This is a genomic window from Corynebacterium intestinale (assembly GCF_023574125.1).
Taxonomy (GTDB): Bacteria; Actinomycetota; Actinomycetes; order Mycobacteriales; family Mycobacteriaceae; genus Corynebacterium; species Corynebacterium hesseae.
Window position 1 is genome coordinate 221,017 of record NZ_JAMKFF010000001.1, and the last position, 17,332, is coordinate 238,348.

Here is a 17,332-nt window from a genome sequence, read left to right on the forward strand (position 1 = left end):
GAAGGGGGTGGGGTGGCTGCGAGGAGGAGTGAGGAAGGGACGCGAAGGGAGTGGAGCGGCAGCGGGAGGGGCGGCTAGCGGGCCTTCAGCGCCTCGGCTGTCGGTAGCGGCAGGCGCGCGGTCGGGGAGATTCCGCGGGCCTTAGCGTTGATCACGCCCGCGACAGCGAGCACAGCGAACATCGTGGCGGCGGAGTAGAGCTGGATGCGGGCGGAGGCGTCGCTAAGCATGAGCACAGCAATAGCTGCAAACAATGCCAGCGCGAACCACGTGAGGTAGGGGTAGGCCCACATGCGGACCGGCAGCGGGTGGATGGCCTCGAGCTGCGGGCGCAGGCGCAACTGGCTCACTGCAATGAAGACCCACACGATGAGCAGCGAAGCACCAGCGGCGTTCAGCATGAAGGACAGCAGCCATCCGGTATCCGCATAGTTGAGAACAACCATGACCGCGGAGAGCACCACGGACAGCGCAATGGCGGCGGTTGGCACGCCGCGGCGATCTGTTGCAGCGAAGAGCTTGGGCGCCTCACCTCGGGAGGCCAGCGAGTGCATCATGCGGGAGGAGGCGTAGATCTGCGCGTTGAACGCGGAGAGTAGCGCGAGCACGATGACCACTTCCATGATGGCCGCAGCACCAGGGATTCCAGCCCGGTCCAAGACCATCGTGAACGGAGACTCGGCGGCAGACTGCGCGGAGCCGAGCGAAGAGTAGGGCAGGAGGAAGGTGATGACGAGGACGGAGCCCAAGTAGAAGACCGAAATGCGAGTAATGGTGGTGCGCACCGCGTTGACAAGGGACTTCTCGGGGTCCTCGGATTCCGCCGCGGCAATGGCGACGACCTCGATGCCGCCGAAAGCAAAGGCCACGGCGAGCAGGCCGGCGGCCACGCCGCCAAGGCCGTTGGGCATGAAGCCGTCGGCAAGGAAGACGGACGTCCCGATGAAGGTGTGGCCAGGAAGCAGCCCGAAGATCAGCAGCGCACCGATGACAAGGAAGGCAATGATGACAGCGACCTTAATGAAGGCGAACCAGTACTCGAACTCGCCGAACAAGCGCACACGCAAGAGGTTGATGGTGCCAAAGAGCGCCACGCAGATGGCCGCGGGGATCCACGGCGGGCAGTCGAACCATGCGCCGATGAAACCAGCAGCGCCCGTAATTTCCGCGCCGAGGACGGCGACGGTGGCAAGCCAATAAATCCAGCCTTGCGTGAAGCCTGCCCAGCGTCCGATACCGTGCTCGGCGTATTCGGAGAAGGAACCGGAAGCGGGGATGACCGTGCCCATCTCACCGAGCATTTGCATGACCAAGATGGCAAGGAAGCCAGCGATGAGGTAGGCCAAGAGAACCGCGGGACCGGCGGCGGAAATACCTACGCCGGTGCCTAGGAAAAGACCGGCACCGATAGTGGAGCCCAGCCCCATCATGGTCAGGTGGCGGACTTTCAAGCCGCTGCCGAGTGAGCTAGGAGAGGAATCGTTTTGAGCAGTCACCTTTAGCATTGTAGGCAGCTGCCAAGGCGTTTGGGCATAAAGGGGCCATTTTATAGCGCTTGTGCACAAAGCGGAGGGCTTAAGTCCACGATCGCGAAAGGCCCCCGCAGAAACGGGGGCCTCAAGCAACAGCGCTTAGTTCTTGTGCAGATCCTCGTTGAGGGCCACAGCCTCAGACTTCCAGTCCACGGCCTCGACGGCGCCGGTGACGGAGTTGCGGCGCAGCAGAACGCCGGAGACGCCGGAGAGCTTAGAGCCCTTGACAGTCTCGCCCTCGGACAGACCCAGGGCCTGAGCAATCTTGCCAAAGACCGCAATCTTGGTGCCGGCGGTGACGTAGAGGCCGGCTTCGACGACGGAGTCGTCGCCAAGCGAAATGCCTACACCCGAGTTCGCGCCCAAAAGGCAGCGCTCACCGATGGAGATGACCTCCTTGCCGCCGCCGGAGAGGGTGCCCATGATGGAGGCGCCGCCGCCGATATCGGAGCCATCGCCCACGACAACACCTGCGGAGATGCGGCCCTCGACCATGGAGGCGCCCAGGGTGCCGGCGTTGAAGTTGACGAAGCCCTCGTGCATCACGGTCGTGCCCTCGGCGAGGTGGGCGCCCAGGCGAACGCGGTCGGCGTCACCAATGCGAACGCCGGACGGGACGACGTAGTCCACCATGCGCGGGAACTTATCGACGGAGTAGACCACGACCGGGCCGCGGGAAGCGAGGCGGCCGCGGACCATCTGGAAATCGGCAACCGCGCAGGGGCCGTAGTTGGTCCACACCACGTTGGCCAGCTTGCCGAAGATCCCGTCCACGTTCAGGCCGTGAGGCTTGACTGCGCGGTGAGAGAGCAGGTGCAGGCGCAGGTAAGCGTCGTAGGTATCGGCGGGCGCCTCGTCAAGGTCCGCAATCTTAGTCTCCACTGCGATGCGGGCGACGCCGCGCTCCTCATCAGGGCCAACCAGGTCAGCGAATTGCTGCGGAACCTCCTCCAAGCGCTCGGTGCCGCTGGCGTCTACAGAAATATCGGTGTGAACTGCCGGGAACCAAACGTCCAGGACGGTGCCGTCGTGGGTAATGGTTGCCAGGCCGCGTGCGGATGCTGAAGTCATAGGCTCACACCCTAGCAGCTACGCCTCTGTCGTGCGCCGTGAGTTACCCGGTAGTAGGTGGAAGATCACAACCAGGGCCACGGTCAGGATGAGGACGGCGAGGACTTGGTTGCGGGCGGAGGCGTCGAAAAGCATGAGAATCGTAAGACCCACCAGCGCTAGGGCGGTGAGCCATGGCAGCCACGGGAAGCCTGGGACGCGCAGCGTGGTGAGCTCGCCGTTGGCCTGCATCTGTGGGTGCAGCTTGATATAGGAGGCCACGATGAAACACCAGATGACCAGCAGGCAGCCGCCAACCGCGTTGAAGAGGAAGGCCAACAATCCCGGCGGGTTCCAGTACTGCAGCACCACCGATGCAAAGGCGAAGATGATGGAGAGCACCACCGCAAAAATGGGGGAACCGGAGGCGTTCGTCCGAAGGAAGATGTGGTGCGCGCTATGGTCCTTCGCCATGTCATAGACCAGACGGGAGGTGGCGTAGATCTGTGCGTTGAAGGCAGAGAGCAGCGCTAGGGCGATGATGGCTTCCATGAATCCCGCAGCGAAGGGGATTTTCGCGGCGGCGAGGACCAGCGTGAAGGGCGAGTCCGCGGCGACGTCGGCGTCCTGGATGGAGCTGAAAGGCAATGCCAGCGTGATAACCAGGATGGAACCGATGTAGAAGACCATGATGCGCACGATAATGGCGCGCACCGCAGTGGCGACGTTGTGCGCTGGATCCTCGGACTCGGCTGCGGCAATGGTGACCAGCTCGATGCCACCGAAGGCGAAAGCCACGGCGAGCAGGCCGGCAGCAAAACCGGGGCCGCCGTTGGGGAGGAAATTCTCCGTAAAGTTGTGGCCCGCCAGTGAGAGGTCCATGCCCGGCAGGATGCCCAAAGCCATGAGCACGCCGACGCCCAGGAAAGCCACGATGGTGGCCACCTTGATGATGGCGAACCAGAACTCGAATTCGCCGAAACCACCCACGGCGGCAAAGTTGACCACGGCGAAGAACACCACAGCCACCAAAGCCGGTATCCACGGATCGACCCCGAACCAATTCGAGATGATGGCCGCAGCACCGGTAATCTCCGCGCCCATCACCATGACCAGCATGAACCAGTAAATCCAGCCCAACGTAAACCTGGCCCACGGCCCAAAAGCCTGTCCTGCATAAGTGGAGAAAGCGCCCAGCGAAGGGCGTGCGGCGGCCATCTCTCCGAGCATCCACATCACCAAGGCGATGAGCGCGCCAGCTACCGCATAGGAGATGAGAACGGAGGTGCCGGACACCTGAATGCCTAGGCCCACGCCCAGGAAGAGTCCCGCACCCACTGCGGATCCGAGCCCCATCATGGTGAGGTGGCGGGTTTTGAGTTGTGTGGCCGCTGCCATAGGGTGATCACCTTCAACGCTATTGATTGTTTGTAATGGGAAGTACTTTACGCAATGCGCTGAGCATCCGGGGGCGCTAGCATGGCGGGTTGTGACTTTAAATCTCTTCTCCGATCCCATCGAGCTGACCAAGGCCTTGGTGGATATCCCTAGCCCTTCGCACCACGAGCAAGCGATCGCCGATGCGGTCGAAGAGGCCCTACGTGGTCTGGACCAGAGCAAAGTAGAGGTGGAACGCTACGGCAACACCGTCTGCGCCCGGACGAATCGGGGCTTCGAAAGCCGCGTGGTCCTCGCCGGCCACATCGATACCGTGCCCCTGGCCGATAACGTGCCCCACACCATGTCGGAGGACGGCAGCATCATGTATGGCTGCGGCACCGTGGACATGAAGTCGGGCATGGCGGTCTACCTCAACGCCTTCGCGCAGCTGTACAACACCGATGAGCTCAAGCACGATCTCACGGTCATCGCCTATGAGGGCGAGGAGGTCGCCACCGAATTCAACGGTTTGGGCCACCTGCAGAAGGATCACCCCGAGTGGCTGCAGGGGGACCTCGCGCTGCTGGGCGAGCCTTCCGGCGCCATGATCGAGGCCGGCTGCCAGGGCACCATCCGCGTGCGCGTCACCGCCCACGGCACCCGCGCGCACTCGGCACGTGCTTGGCTCGGCTCCAACGCCGCCCACACCTTGGCACCGGTGATGCTCAACGTGGCCAACTACCAGCCACGCGACGTGGAGATTGACGGCTGCACCTACAAGGAGGGCCTCAACATCGTCCACCTCGAATCCGGCGTGGCCACCAACACCATCCCGGACGAGGCCTGGATGTTCGTCAACTTCCGCTTCGCCCCGGACCGCAGCTCCGAGGAGGCGCTGGCGCACCTGATGGAGGTCATCGGCGAACACGAGAACATCACCGTGGAGGTCGATGACATCGCCGGCGCCGCCCTGCCCGGTCTGGGCCAGCCGGCGGCACGCGCGCTTGTCGACGCCGTCGGCGGCAACGTCCGCGCCAAGTATGGTTGGACCGACGTGGCCCGCTTCTCCGAGATGGGGACCCCAGCCGTCAACTTCGGCGCTGGTGACCCGGGCTTTGCCCACAAGAAGGACGAGCAAGTGCCCGTCACCCAGATCACCGAAGTCTCGACCGCACTCTTGAACTACCTGAAGGGATAAGACCACCATGACGCCTGAGCAACTGCGCACTCTGCGCGGACCACTTCTCGTGCGTACTGCTGGAGAGCAGTCCTCCACCTTTGACCAGCGCCTGCTGCAGTCCGGCGCGGATCACGAATGGCAGCACGCCGATCCCTGGCGCGTCCTGCGCATCCAAGGCGAGTTCGTGGATGGTTTCGATGCCCTGGCCAAGCTGCCCAAGGCGGTGACCGTCTTTGGTTCCGCTCGCACCCCGGAGGAGGATCCGAACTACCAGCTAGGTGTGGCCTTGGGTCGCCGCCTGGTAGAAGCCAAGTATGCCGTCATCACCGGCGGTGGCCCCGGCATCATGGAGGCGGCCAACCGCGGCGCGCACGAGGCCGGAGGGTTGTCTGTGGGCTTGGGCATCGAGCTTCCGCACGAGCAGGGCCTGAACCCCTACGTGGATCTGGGGCTTAACTTCCGCTATTTCTTCGCCCGCAAGACCATGTTCCTCAAGTACTCCCAGGCCTTCATCTGTCTTCCCGGCGGCATGGGCACCATGGATGAATTCTTCGAGGTCATGTGCATGGTCCAAACCGGCAAGGTGACCAACTATCCCATCGTGCTCATGGGTACTGAATACTGGTCCGGTCTGGTGGAGTGGATGAAGAAGACCCTGGCCGAGGGCGGGTTCATCAACCCCGAGGACCTCGATCTTTTCCTGGTTACCGACGATATCGATGAAGCCGTCGCCCACATCCTGGCCGCGCACAAGATCATGTCGGACAAGCGCCTGCGGGAGCAGGAGAGCAAGTGACCCAAGCGCACAACCTCGCGCGGGTCATGGCGATTGTGAACCGCACCCCAGACTCCTTCTACGACAAGGGCGCCACCTTCGAGCTCGACCCAGCAATCCAGCGCGCGGAGCAAGCGCTTGACGACGGCGCCTCCATCATCGACATCGGAGGCGTCAAGGCCGGCCCGGGTCAGCATGTCGACGCCGCCGAGGAAATCGAGCGCGTCGTGCCCACCATCGCGGAGCTGCACCGCCGCCGCTCAGAGGCGCTGATTTCCGTGGACACGTGGCGCGCTGAGGTAGCAGAAGCGGCTATCGCCGCCGGTGCTGGTCTGGTCAATGACACGTGGGCCGGCTGGGACCCCGAACTCATCGAGGTGGCTGGCCACCACAAGGTAGGCTACGTGTGCTCGCACACCGGTGGCGTCACCCCGCGCACCCGCCCGCACCGCGTGCACTTCGATGATGTGGTTGCCGATGTCATCAGCGAGACCACGCGGCTGGCCGAGCGAGCCGCCGACCTCGGTTGCCCGGAGGAGCTGACGTTTATCGACCCCACGCACGACTTCGGCAAAAACACCTTCCACGGCTTGGAGTTGCTGCGGCGCATCGACGAGATCGTGGCAACGGGCTGGCCGGTGCTCATGGCATTGTCGAACAAGGACTTTGTGGGTGAGACCCTCGACCGCGCCGTGGACCAGCGCGTCGCGGGCACGCTGGCAGCGACGGCATGGTCGGCGGCACGGGGCGTGGCGGCCTTTCGGGTCCATGAGGTGGCCCCGACTCTCGACGTCATCCGCATGACCGCCGCCATCCAGGGCCAGATAGCTCCCTTGGCCACGACGCGGGGGCTAGCCTAAGCCATGACCGACAGCGTTTCTGTGGTTATCCCTGCGCTCAACGAGGAGCGCACAGTCGCGCACGTGGTGCGTGCTTGCCTGGCGGATGATCCTCTAGAGGTCATCGTCATCGATGCAGACTCGAGCGATGAAACTGCGGCTGAGGCGCAGGCGGCAGGGGCTCAGGTGCTCAATTGGCGGGAGATCCTGCCTGAGGAGCCCCGCCCCGGCAAGGGCGAATCCCTCTGGCGCGGCGTGGCGGCAGTTGAGGGCGACATCGTCGTCTTCATCGATGCGGACCTAGAATCCGCCGCGTCCGGAATGGTCACAGCGCTCAGCGAGCCCTTCGTAGATCCGCACGTCCAGCTGGTCAAGGCCCGCTATGCGCGCAGCCTTCAAGGAAAGCCTACCGGTGGCGGGCGCGTGACCGAGCTGACCGCCAAGCCGCTTTTGCGACAGTTCTTCCCAGAGCTCGCACACATTGACCAACCACTCGGCGGCGAATACGCCTTAAGACGCGCGGCCGCCATGGAGCTGCCGTTCGTGGAAGGGTACGGGGTGGAAGCGGGGCTGCTGATAGACGTCGCCAAGCGCTATGGCCCCTATGCCCTCGCCGAGGTTGACCTGGGCACCCGCACCCACCGTAACCGACCATTGGAGGAGCTGGCCCCGATGGCCGATGTGGTTGCGCGCACCATCCTGTCCCGTGCTGGCGTGGTTGGGCCTGTTGCCCAAAGGCCACCATTGCTGGGTAGGATTTAGCGCATGATGTCCTGGATTCTTCTTATCGTTGTGCTCATTGCCCTCATCATCATCGGCACGTGGGCGTGGGGAAGCTTCGTGGGCCGGGGGCCTGTCATGGGCGCTCCCGACAACGCCGTGGATACCGATCGGGAGAATCTTCGGGCCCTCGAGGAGGGGCGCTTCGATGACCTGCGCTTTGACGTGGTTGTGCGCGGCTACCGCCAGGACCAAGTGGATGCCCTGTTGGCGGCAGTGGAGCGCCATTGGGGTGCCAAGGCGGCGTCATCGGGCGAACCTTCAGAACCTTCGGTCCAGGCCTAGGCCGAGCCTACAACGACGAGTCTGCCGCCGGCAGCCGAAAAAGAGCTAGACTAGAAGGACGTACAAAATACAGTCGAAGGAGACTCAATATGGCAGCGATGAAGCCCCGTACCACTGGTGGAGAGATGGAAGCGGTAGAGGAGTCCCGCAAGATCGTCATGCGCATTCCTTCTGACGGGGGTGGACGCATTGTTATTGAGCTCAGCAAAGAAGAAGCAGCGGAGTTGGGTTCACTCCTCGTAGCAGTTTCTAGCTAGTCTAGGGAGCATGCTTTCACATATCGTCGATATTCTGGCCGATCCCGCCGATGGCAGCGCCCTTGAGGGCGCGGATGATTTTTCCCGCCTCGTGTCGGAGACCGGCCATTCCTATGACGTGGCCAAGCAAGGCTACGTCACGTTGGCAGCTGGTGCGGGTCTGAAGCATCAAGGTGACGATGCCGCGATGGTCACCGCCCGTGAAACCTACCTGGCGATGGGGCATTTCGCGCCCTTCGTGGAGGCAGTCACTGGAGCGGTGCAAGATTCTTTGGAGAGTCAGGACGCGGCTCAGCAAGCAGGCCTCAATGAGGACACCGCCCCCTCGCTCCTGGAGGTAGGCGCTGGCACGGGTTACTACCTGGCGCACACGCTCGATTCGATCGAGGGCGCTCGCGGCGTGGGCTTGGATATCTCTACGCATGCGGCTAAGCATCTGGCAAAGTCGCACGAGCGCGTCGGCGCCGTGGTTGCGGATGTGTGGGAGCGCCTGCCCTTGAAGGATGATTCAATCCATGCCATCTCGGTGGTCTTCGCGCCGCGCAATCCGGCGGAGTTTCAGCGCGTTCTCGCACCCGGCGGGGAGGTCATCGTGTTGACCCCGCAGTCCGGTCACCTGGATGAGCTGCGAGAGCCGCTGGGAATTCTCGGCGTGGAAGAAGGCAAGGTGGATCGCCTCTACACGCAGGCGGAAGGGTTCCTTAAGCAGGCAGCGGATCCGGTCGATATTTCTTTCCCCATCGTCTTGGACAAGGCGTCCATCGCCGCGCAGGTAGGGATGAGCCCCTCGGCGCGCCACATTAGTCCGGAAGAGCTGGCAGAGCGCATGGCCTCCTTGCCGCAGACGTTGACTGTGACGGCCCACGCCCGTCTGGATCGTTTGCGCTCGGCCTAACTCATCGCTTGCGCTCGGCTTCTCATTGCCAGCCCTTGCTTTTCAGCCCCGGGGAACGGCCCTTCTTTCTTCGGAACGTCCCTTTTCTCTCCGGAACGACCCTTCGCGCTCACCGGCAGTGGGTCCGTCGGAAGTTTTTAGCTCCTCCGTGAGCGCGAAGGGCGGGGCGGCCTGTGATGCAACCACCCCTGGGCCTGTTTGCTCACTGTGATCTGGAGCTTGCGCTGACGCGCTGGCTATTTCGCTGAACCCTTGCCTCGAAGCCACCCATCGAATTCTCCCCTCGCGCTCACCAAGAGCCTCAATCAGCCGTCATGACCGCTCCCGGTGAGCGCGAAGGGCGGAAGGGGAGCGAGTGGAACTGATGAGGCATGCGCGAGAAATGATGACCGCGAGCGCAGCGGCGCAACGTGGCCACACAACACAGTGGGCCCGCACACAAAAGGAGGCCCGGTTACCCCGGGCCTCCTTCTATGATCGTCGTTCGATGCTCTTAAGAGAGCTTGGTGCCCTTCCTGTTCCAGGACTGCTCAATAATAGCCTCGCCCTCGGTGCTGACCTCGATAGCGGAGCAACCGCCCTCGAAGTAGACGCGGGAGCTCATAGCCACCAATCCACCGTCTACGAACACCTCAACGCTGGCACCGTCCTGAATGACGGTGAGGGTATCCGAATCGCCCTCGGCCAGCTTGGCCACTGCTGGCGCGGAATCCCTGAAGTAGTTGTCGAAAGCCTTCGACATGGAGCGGTCCAAACTGATTTCTTCGCCCGTGTGGCGGATGACCGCAGCGGCGTCACCGGAGCCATCCTTCAGCGTGACGGTCACGCTCGAGCCCGCCGGCACCTCCAATACACCTGTCCAAGACCGTGCGTAGTCCGAGAGCTTCACAGCATCCGGCAGCCCCTCCGCTGGAGTCTGATAGAGCACACCGCCCTGCAGCGTGACTGCACGTGGCAGTGACAAGCTATTAGCCCAGCCTTCAGCTTCCCACGTGGGGTGCTTGGTAGCGTCATCACCGCGGCCATTGCCATTGAGCAGGCCGAGGATGACGGCGCGGTCGTAGCGGCGCTCCTGCGGAATCGTTCCGGTCGTGGTGTTGGTGTTGCGTGGCCGGGAGAAGTCATGGCCATAGTCCACGCGCTGGAAACCTCGTGCCACGGTGAACACGGTGCCGTCGAGGCGGCCCACGATGTAGCCAGAAACGTCGCGGCCCTCGCGCTCTAAGGTGACGAAGAGGACATCGTAGATTTCCCTATCTACCTCGTCACGAAGGCGCACCAAGCGCGGTGACACCACCGGCGGGATGGGGGAGGTAGCCGGGACCTCGCCGTCTTCAAAGCCAGGGTCGCCGTCGAAGCTCAAGGGCCCAAGAAGAGTCCAAGATTCGCCATTGGGGCTGTCCAGAATTACCGGCATCGGGGCATCGGAATGACCGGTCAGCGCCAGCATCAGCCAGCCATCGTGTCCCTCTTCGCGGTCTTCCTTGGCCCAATCCGGGACCACGGAAGGCGAGCGGAAGCGGTCATAGTTGGTGTGGGCGCCCACGGCCTCCCCAAAGCGGACGACATCCGGATCGAGCGCAGAAGGGTCATCAGACACGATGCATTCATCGGCGTAGTCGGTATACCGCGCCAAGCGCACGCTGGTGCCCACCGAGGTCACCGAGGTGAAATAAAGGTTGAGGGCGTCCTTGCCCTCCGCCACTGAGCCTGCGCGTAGTGACAGCTCGCCACCGACGGGGGCGAGGACGTCGTCGCAGTCCAGCCACGCGAAGGCTGTTTCCTCGGAGGTGGAATGGCCCCAGCGCGCAGGCTGGCCAGCGTCAGGGCGGTACTGGTGGAACAAGTGCCAGGTATGACCGTCCCGAACGATTCCTGCGGGGGCGTCGAGGATCCCGCTATCGGGAACGAAGTGAAGTTCTGGGCGATGGTGCGTTTCTTTATGCGTCACGGCAGTCCTTCCTACATTAACGAGCGGTAAATGTCCACGGTCTGCTGCGCGATGGTGGCCCACGAGAAGTCCTCGATGGCGCGCTGGCGGCCCGCAGCACCGAAGCGTTGTGCCAGCTCTTTATCGGCAGCAACGCGGTTCACGGCGGCGGCAATATCGGCCTCAAAGGTCGCGTCGTCATCTGCGTCATAGTTGACCAAAACACCAGTTTCGCCGTCGACAACGACCTCGGGGATGCCGCCCACATTGGACGCCACCACGGCGGTGCCACAAGCCATTGCCTCAAGGTTGACGATTCCCAAAGGCTCATAAATTGAGGGGCAGACGAACACGTCGGCGCCGGAGTAGACCTGCTTAATCTCCTCGCGCGAGAGCATGTCCTTGACCCAGAACACGCCGTCACGCTGGGCGCGTAGCTCCTCCACGAGGGCCTCGGTCTCCGCCGCAATCTCCGGCGTATCGGGTGCGCCGGCACACAGCACAAGCTGAATGTCTTGGTCAAAGTTCTGGGCGGCTTTCAGCAGGTGCTTCACGCCCTTCTGTCGGGTGATCCGACCCACGAAGGCGGCGATGGGACGCTGCTTGTCGACGCCCAACTTATCCAGCACCGCCGACTCACCCGGTTGCCATACCTGGGTATCGATGCCGTTGAGGACCACGTGGACCTTGTCGGCGTCGATGCGGGGGTATGCATCCAAGATTGAGTCTTTCATTCCGGCCGACACCGCGATGACGGCGTCAGCGTACTCCATGGCGTTCTTTTCCGACCACGAGGAGATCTCATAGCCACCACCAAGCTGTTCGCGCTTCCACGGGCGGTGGGGTTCGAGCGAGTGTGCGGTGACCACGTGGGGGATGCCGTACAGGCGGCTGGCAAGGTGCCCACCCAGTCCCGTGTACCAGGTGTGGGAGTGAGCCACATCAATATCGGAGGCGGCGTTGGCCATGCGCAGCCCTGTGGAGAGTGTCTGCAGCGCGGCGTTAGCCTCCTTCAACGAGGGATCAACGCCATGCACAAACACATCCTTCTCGTCGCGCTCAGAACCCATGCAGTGAACTGAAACATCGATGATCTCGCGCATGAAGCGCGTGAGCTCTGCAACGTGGACGCCCGCTCCGCCATAAATCTCCGGCGGATACTCCTTAGAAAAAATTCCGGCTCTCATAATCGCCAGAATACGGATTATCCACAGCTCGCGCTAAACCTTGAGAGGCCATGTGACGCGTTGGCCCGCGGGGGAGGCGAGAGGCAATCAAAAGGGGGTAAAAACAAGCACTCTTCGACTGCGCGATCCAGAAAACGTCTATAGATTGGGTGATGTGAGAAGCCTTCCAAATGTCCTTGCCCTTGTCCTTGCCGGCGGTGAGGGAAAGCGCCTTTTTCCTCTGACGGAAGACCGCGCTAAGCCCGCCGTTCCGTTCGGCGGTTCCTATCGCCTGATCGATTTCGTGCTGTCCAATCTTGTCAACGCCGGATTCCTCAAGATCGCGGTGCTGACCCAGTACAAGTCCCATTCTCTGGACCGCCACATTTCCCAAGCGTGGAACCTGTCTGGACCCACCCCGCAGTACATCGCTTCCGTTCCGGCTCAGCAGCGTCGCGGTAAGCGCTGGTACAACGGTTCCGCCGATGCCATCCTGCAGTCGCTGAACCTGATTTATGACGAAAAGCCGGACTATGTCATCGTCTTCGGCGCCGACCACGTCTACCGCATGGACCCGGCCCAGATGGTGGAAGAGCACATCGCCACCGGTCTCGATTGCTCGGTAGCGGGTATCCGCGTCCCGCGCTCGGAGGCTTCCGCCTTTGGCTGCATTCAGGCGGATGGGATGGGCACGATCACGGAGTTCGTCGAGAAGCCTGCCAATCCTCCGGCGACCCCGGATGATCCGAACATGACCTATGCCTCCATGGGCAACTACGTCTTCACCACGCAGGCGCTTATCGACGCGTTGCTGGAAGACGAAAAGGATGAGGATTCCGCTCACGATATGGGCGGCAACATTATCCCTTACTTCGTGCAGCGCGATCAGGCGCACGTCTATGACTTCATGGCTAACGAAGTTCCCGGCTCTACGGAGCGTGACCATGGCTACTGGCGCGACGTCGGTACCATCGACTCCTTCTATGAGGCGCACATGGACATGATTTCGGTGCACCCAATCTTCAACCTGTACAACCGTTCGTGGCCTATCCACTCCACGGATGATTCCAACTTCCCGCCGGCGAAGTTTGTGCAGAACGGTATTGCGCAGTCCTCGATGGTGGCTCCGGGCTGCATCGTCTCCGGTGGTACGGTGCGCAACTCCGTCTTGGCTTCGGACGTACACGTGGCGGATGGGGCGACGGTGGAAGGCTCCGTCATCCTTCCCGGCGTGCGCATCGGTCGTGGCGCGGTAGTCCGCCATGCCATCCTGGATAAGAACGTGGTGGTCAGTGACGGCGCCATCATCGGTGTGGACCGCGAGCGCGATGAGGAGCGCTTCAAGGTCTCTGAAGGCGGAGTCGTGGTTGTGGGCAAGAATGTAAAGGTCTAAGTCGCGTTATTTCTGTCCTAAAGCGGGCGTGCGGGTGGTGTGATTGCCACCGTCGCGCCCGCTTTTGTGGTGCTTGGTGGGCTAGAGCTTTGTGATGAGCGTCAGGCCCGCGCCATAGGGCAGGCGGGTGACGGCGGCGCCGTCGAGGGAGCGAGCAAACTCGTCGGCCTCGCGGGCGGCGGCGGTGTCGCGGTCGGTGCGGGAGGGGTCGGCCACGGTGCCGTCGAGAAGCGCATTGGCCAACACCAAGGTGCCGTGCTGATGGAGCAGAGGCCACGCTGCCTTGAGAAGCGCAGGCATGTCGAGGGCGGGAACCTCGGCGTAAATCACCTGGTATGTGTCATTAGCCAAGCGGCCCATGATGTCGAGGGGGCGGGAAGGAAGGAAGCGCCCGCGGCTAGGGGAGTAGCCAGCATCGCGGAACGCCCGCTTGGCGCTGGCCTGGTGCTCGGCCTCTGGGTCAATGCAGGTCAAGATACCGTTGTCCGGCATCCCCGCCAACAGGTAAAGGCCCACGACAGAGGCAGCGGGGGTAATCGCCACCGCTTGGGGGCGGGAGGCGGTACCGGAAGAAACCGCGGCGAGCGTGCTGAGCAGCTGGCCGGTGGCCTCATCCGGCGAAGGCAGTCCGTACTCCTCCGCGTGGGCGCGGGCGGCGGCGAGCACCTCAGAGCTCTCGCTGGTGGATTCGATATAGGTTCGCATTGCGTCATAAGCCGTAGTAGTCACAATAGAAAACCATAGTGAACTCGCTGCAGCTGCGCGCCGAGAATCGCCCGCGATTGTCCTCTCCGTGTGGCACAAGAAGCGCATGTAAGAGGAGTGACGGATTCACAGGCTGCTCACAGTGCGCTGGCTGGAGTTTCGGCCCGCACTATAGAATGATGATCCTCATGACCACACAGCAGCGCAGTGTTGAGCCCGCTCAAAGCACTCGTGATTCTTCTTCCACCGTCAGCTCTTCCGAAAACGCAGAAGCCCAAAAGCTGACCGGAACCGCAGCGTTCGACGCTGGTCAGGGTGATATGCCCTCTTGGGGTGAACTCGTTGCCGAACATGCTGATGGTGTCTACCGTTTGGCCTACCGCCTCTCCGGTAACCAGCATGACGCTGAGGATCTTACGCAGGAGACTTTCATGCGTGTCTTCCGCTCCTTGAATAAATACCAGGCCGGAACCTTTGAGGGCTGGCTGCACCGCATTACCACGAACCTCTTCTTGGACATGGTCCGCCACCGCTCCAAAATTCGCATGGAGGCCTTGCCGGAGGATTATGAGCGTGTCCCCGGCACTGACATGACCCCGGAGCAGGCCTACTCGGTGGCTAACCTCGACCCGGCGTTGCAATCGGCACTGGATAACCTTGCGCCTGATTTTCGTGTTGCGGTGGTGCTCTGTGATGTCGTTGGCATGAGCTACGACGAAATCGCCGAAACTCTCGGTGTGAAGATGGGTACCGTGCGCTCTCGAATCCACCGCGGCCGCTCCCAGTTGCGCGCCGCATTGGAAAAGGAAGCGCAGACCAACGCGGACACCCGCAGCCTGCTGCGCACGCGCTAGACTGGGCAGCGTTTAGCCTTAGGACTGCGAAACTCGCAGCTAAGTGAAGGTTGAGAGTACGCGCTGAGTGGAGGTGACGTTGTGGTGAAGGAATCAGGGCATAAGAAGTCCTCGGGGGATCAGGATCATGGCCACTCCCTAGGCTTGTCCGGATTCTTTACTGAGGCCCAAGCCAAAGTCCGCGATAAAGCCAAGTCACGCGCGCAGCGCGCGGATACGATCGGCCACTTGGGGCCCGAGGCGGTCGTCGCCTTTGTCGATGGTGAAATGCCGGCCAAGTATGCCCACCGCGTGCGTGTTCATCTCGTGCACTGCGCGGAGTGCCGAGCGGACATTCACCACCAGCGCAATGCCGCCGAATGGATTCGGGAATGCAGCGTGGATTCCCACGTCAAGGCGCCGGATTCCCTCATGGCTAAACTTGCGGGTATTGCTAATCAGGGCGCTGGGCCTGGGCCGGACGCGGAGATGCCCGCCCATCGGCCTCGCCAAGACTTCCTTGACAAGGTGGAGATGGTTGTGCGCGCCATCCGGCATAACCAGCGGGGCTGACTTATAAGCCCCGAAGCCTTCCGCGTGCCCGTCGCCCTGTCACCATTAGCGAAGTAGTTAAGATAGTTTCGTGTTTTCCTCAATTGGTTGGGTAGAGATCCTTGTCATTGTGCTGCTGGGTCTGGTGATCATCGGCCCCGAGCGCCTGCCCGGTGTGATCATGGATGTCCGTGCGGCTATCTACGCCGCGCGCAAAGCAATTGCCAACGCTAAGGCGGAGCTCAACGGTGAGATGAGCGGTCTCGGCGCGGAGTTCGATGACCTTCGCGTACCTCTGAGCCAGGCGGCGGAGTGGACGCGCATGGGGCCGCGCGGGGTTATCACCAAGGCGCTTTTCGACGGCGACGATTCCGCCTGGGACGATTTCAACCCGAAAAAGATGGCTGAGGACATCAAGAAGAGCACCAGCCCGTATGAGCATGATGCGGACATGAACAACCAGCCCGCGAGGCAGGCTCCGGCGCAGCCAGCGCCGCAAGACAATACTGGCCGGCCGACCTTTGATTATTCGCAGGTCTACCCGGACCTGGGTGCGCAGCAGTCCCCGCGCGGCGGGACTACACCCACCGGCGAGGGCAGCTCCTCCTGGGAGGATGTCACCTAAGAACCGATTAGTTCTTGCGGGTCACGCCCAAGCCGAGCTTCTTGCCCACGAGGGAATCGGAGCGCACGGCAATGGAATCCGCCACCTTGGTGATGGCCTTTGTAGCGGGGGAGTCGGGCGCGGAGACAACGATGGGGGTTCCGGCGTCGCCGGCGGCGCGCAGGCTCGGATCGAGCGGGATGCTGGCCAGCAGGGGAACCTCGTGGCCCAGCAGCACGCTGAGGCGCTCGGATACCACCGTGCCGCCGCCGGAGCCGAAGATGTCCATGGTGGAGCCGTCCGGCATGACCATCGCGCCCATGTTCTCAATCACGCCGGCCACGCGCTGGCGCGTTTGCTGCGAGATGGAACCTGCGCGCTCGGCAACCTCGGCCGCGGCCGCCTGCGGGGTGGTCACAATCAGCAGCTCGGCGTTGGGGATGAGCTGGGCCACCGACAGGGCCACGTCACCAGTACCCGGCGGCAGGTCCAGCAGGAGCACATCCAAGTCACCCCAGAAGACGTCCGCGAGGAACTGCTGGAGGGCTCGGTGCAGCATGGGCCCGCGCCAGACGACGGGCGCGTTACCCTCCACGAACTGGCCAATGGAAATGTGCTTGATGCCGTGGGAGACGGGGGGAAGCAGCATTTCGTCGTCAAGCACCGTGGGGCCCGCCGTGGAACCCAGCAGGCTGGGCACGGAGTGGCCATAGATATCGGCGTCCACGATGCCCACCTTGAGGCCCTTGTTTACCAAGGCAGCCGCCAAGTTCACCGTGACGGAGGACTTACCCACGCCGCCCTTGCCGGAGGCCACCGCGAAGACGCGGGTGGTGGACTCAGGCTTGGCAAAGGGGATCTCCGGCTCGGCCTGTCCACCGCGCAGCTTCTGCTTGAGCTCCTTGCGCTGCTCATCGCTCATCGGTGTCATGGAGATGGTGATCTCTCCGACCCCGTCTAGTTCGGAAACGGCTGCGCGGGTATTGGACTCGATGGTGCTCTTCATCGGGCAGCCCGCGATGGTGAGATAGAGCTCGATATCCACGTCCGAGCCGGTGACGGTCACGGACTTCACCATGCCGAGCTCAGTGATGGGGCGACCGATTTCTGGGTCATCGACGCGGGTGAGCGCGTCGCGAACGGAAGATTCAGTAATAGCGCTAGTCATAACCCGCA

General features: G+C 62.5%; 18 protein-coding genes. 11 read left to right on the top strand and 7 right to left on the bottom strand.

Annotated features, from left to right (window positions below; all coding sequences use genetic code 11):
- Positions 1 to 74 precede the first annotated feature (74 nt).
- From M5J06_RS01055 to M5J06_RS01065, 3 genes are all read right to left on the bottom strand, one after another.
- Positions 75 to 1,505 (bottom strand): amino acid permease, encoded by a 1,431-nt coding sequence (locus M5J06_RS01055; protein WP_250223749.1) that lies wholly within the window; start codon positions 1,503 to 1,505, stop codon positions 75 to 77.
- 126 nt (positions 1,506 to 1,631) lie between these two features.
- Positions 1,632 to 2,603: a 2,3,4,5-tetrahydropyridine-2,6-dicarboxylate N-succinyltransferase gene (gene dapD, locus M5J06_RS01060; RefSeq protein ID WP_070524922.1), complete on the bottom strand. Its 972-nt coding sequence runs from the start codon at positions 2,601 to 2,603 to the stop codon at positions 1,632 to 1,634.
- Positions 2,604 to 2,621: 18 nt separating this feature from the next.
- Positions 2,622 to 3,980, bottom strand: a complete 1,359-nt coding sequence (locus M5J06_RS01065) for an amino acid permease (protein WP_070530389.1) — start codon at positions 3,978 to 3,980, stop codon at positions 2,622 to 2,624.
- 91 nt (positions 3,981 to 4,071) lie between these two features.
- Between M5J06_RS01065 and dapE the strand changes: the two genes are divergently transcribed.
- The 7 genes from dapE to M5J06_RS01100 all read left to right on the top strand — a co-directional run bounded on the left by dapE (position 4,072) and on the right by M5J06_RS01100 (position 8,973).
- Positions 4,072 to 5,160 (top strand): succinyl-diaminopimelate desuccinylase, encoded by a 1,089-nt coding sequence (gene dapE / locus M5J06_RS01070; RefSeq protein WP_143335617.1) that lies wholly within the window; start codon positions 4,072 to 4,074, stop codon positions 5,158 to 5,160.
- A gap of 7 nt (positions 5,161 to 5,167) precedes the next feature.
- Positions 5,168 to 5,938 carry an LOG family protein gene (locus M5J06_RS01075; RefSeq protein ID WP_250223750.1) on the top strand — a complete coding sequence of 257 codons (771 nt, stop codon included), beginning with the start codon at positions 5,168 to 5,170 and terminating at the stop codon, positions 5,936 to 5,938.
- A gap of 26 nt (positions 5,939 to 5,964) precedes the next feature.
- A complete protein-coding gene (folP, locus tag M5J06_RS01080; protein WP_154762078.1) occupies positions 5,965 to 6,777 on the top strand; it encodes a dihydropteroate synthase in 813 nt (270 codons plus the stop codon).
- A gap of 3 nt (positions 6,778 to 6,780) precedes the next feature.
- A complete protein-coding gene (locus tag M5J06_RS01085) occupies positions 6,781 to 7,518 on the top strand; it encodes a glucosyl-3-phosphoglycerate synthase (protein ID WP_250223751.1) in 738 nt (245 codons plus the stop codon).
- A 3-nt stretch (positions 7,519 to 7,521) separates the two neighbouring features.
- Positions 7,522 to 7,821, top strand: a complete 300-nt coding sequence (locus M5J06_RS01090) for a DivIVA domain-containing protein (RefSeq protein WP_101736287.1) — start codon at positions 7,522 to 7,524, stop codon at positions 7,819 to 7,821.
- A gap of 89 nt (positions 7,822 to 7,910) precedes the next feature.
- Positions 7,911 to 8,078: a DUF3117 domain-containing protein gene (locus M5J06_RS01095; protein ID WP_010187237.1), complete on the top strand. Its 168-nt coding sequence runs from the start codon at positions 7,911 to 7,913 to the stop codon at positions 8,076 to 8,078.
- A 10-nt stretch (positions 8,079 to 8,088) separates the two neighbouring features.
- Complete coding sequence (locus M5J06_RS01100) at positions 8,089 to 8,973, top strand: methyltransferase domain-containing protein (RefSeq protein ID WP_070530398.1); 885 nt, start codon at positions 8,089 to 8,091, stop codon at positions 8,971 to 8,973.
- A 493-nt stretch (positions 8,974 to 9,466) separates the two neighbouring features.
- Here M5J06_RS01100 and M5J06_RS01105 read toward each other — a convergent pair whose 3' ends face one another.
- Together M5J06_RS01105 and glgA are read right to left on the bottom strand one after the other, a co-directional pair.
- Entirely contained in the window at positions 9,467 to 10,924 is a 1,458-nt protein-coding gene (locus tag M5J06_RS01105; protein WP_144675968.1) for a GH32 C-terminal domain-containing protein, read from the bottom strand.
- Positions 10,925 to 10,935: 11 nt separating this feature from the next.
- Positions 10,936 to 12,090: a glycogen synthase gene (glgA, locus tag M5J06_RS01110; protein WP_070624808.1), complete on the bottom strand. Its 1,155-nt coding sequence runs from the start codon at positions 12,088 to 12,090 to the stop codon at positions 10,936 to 10,938.
- Positions 12,091 to 12,244: 154 nt separating this feature from the next.
- Between glgA and glgC the strand changes: the two genes are divergently transcribed.
- On the top strand, positions 12,245 to 13,462 hold the full coding sequence (glgC, locus tag M5J06_RS01115) for a glucose-1-phosphate adenylyltransferase (RefSeq protein ID WP_250223752.1): 1,218 nt from the start codon (positions 12,245 to 12,247) through the stop codon (positions 13,460 to 13,462).
- Between the two features lie 81 nt (positions 13,463 to 13,543).
- On the opposite strand, the gene M5J06_RS01120 is transcribed toward glgC, so the two are convergent.
- Complete coding sequence (locus M5J06_RS01120) at positions 13,544 to 14,191, bottom strand: O-methyltransferase (RefSeq protein WP_250223753.1); 648 nt, start codon at positions 14,189 to 14,191, stop codon at positions 13,544 to 13,546.
- A gap of 164 nt (positions 14,192 to 14,355) precedes the next feature.
- Between M5J06_RS01120 and sigE the strand changes: the two genes are divergently transcribed.
- The 3 genes from sigE (at position 14,356) to M5J06_RS01135 (ending at position 16,177) form a co-directional block, all read left to right on the top strand.
- Positions 14,356 to 15,021, top strand: a complete 666-nt coding sequence (sigE, locus tag M5J06_RS01125) for an RNA polymerase sigma factor SigE (protein ID WP_154762030.1) — start codon at positions 14,356 to 14,358, stop codon at positions 15,019 to 15,021.
- Between the two features lie 81 nt (positions 15,022 to 15,102).
- Complete coding sequence (locus tag M5J06_RS01130; RefSeq protein WP_250223754.1) at positions 15,103 to 15,573, top strand: anti-sigma factor family protein; 471 nt, start codon at positions 15,103 to 15,105, stop codon at positions 15,571 to 15,573.
- 70 nt (positions 15,574 to 15,643) lie between these two features.
- A complete protein-coding gene (locus M5J06_RS01135) occupies positions 15,644 to 16,177 on the top strand; it encodes a twin-arginine translocase TatA/TatE family subunit (RefSeq protein ID WP_250223755.1) in 534 nt (177 codons plus the stop codon).
- A 7-nt stretch (positions 16,178 to 16,184) separates the two neighbouring features.
- On the opposite strand, the gene M5J06_RS01140 is transcribed toward M5J06_RS01135, so the two are convergent.
- Positions 16,185 to 17,324: an Mrp/NBP35 family ATP-binding protein gene (locus M5J06_RS01140; RefSeq protein ID WP_250223756.1), complete on the bottom strand. Its 1,140-nt coding sequence runs from the start codon at positions 17,322 to 17,324 to the stop codon at positions 16,185 to 16,187.
- Positions 17,325 to 17,332 lie beyond the last annotated feature (8 nt).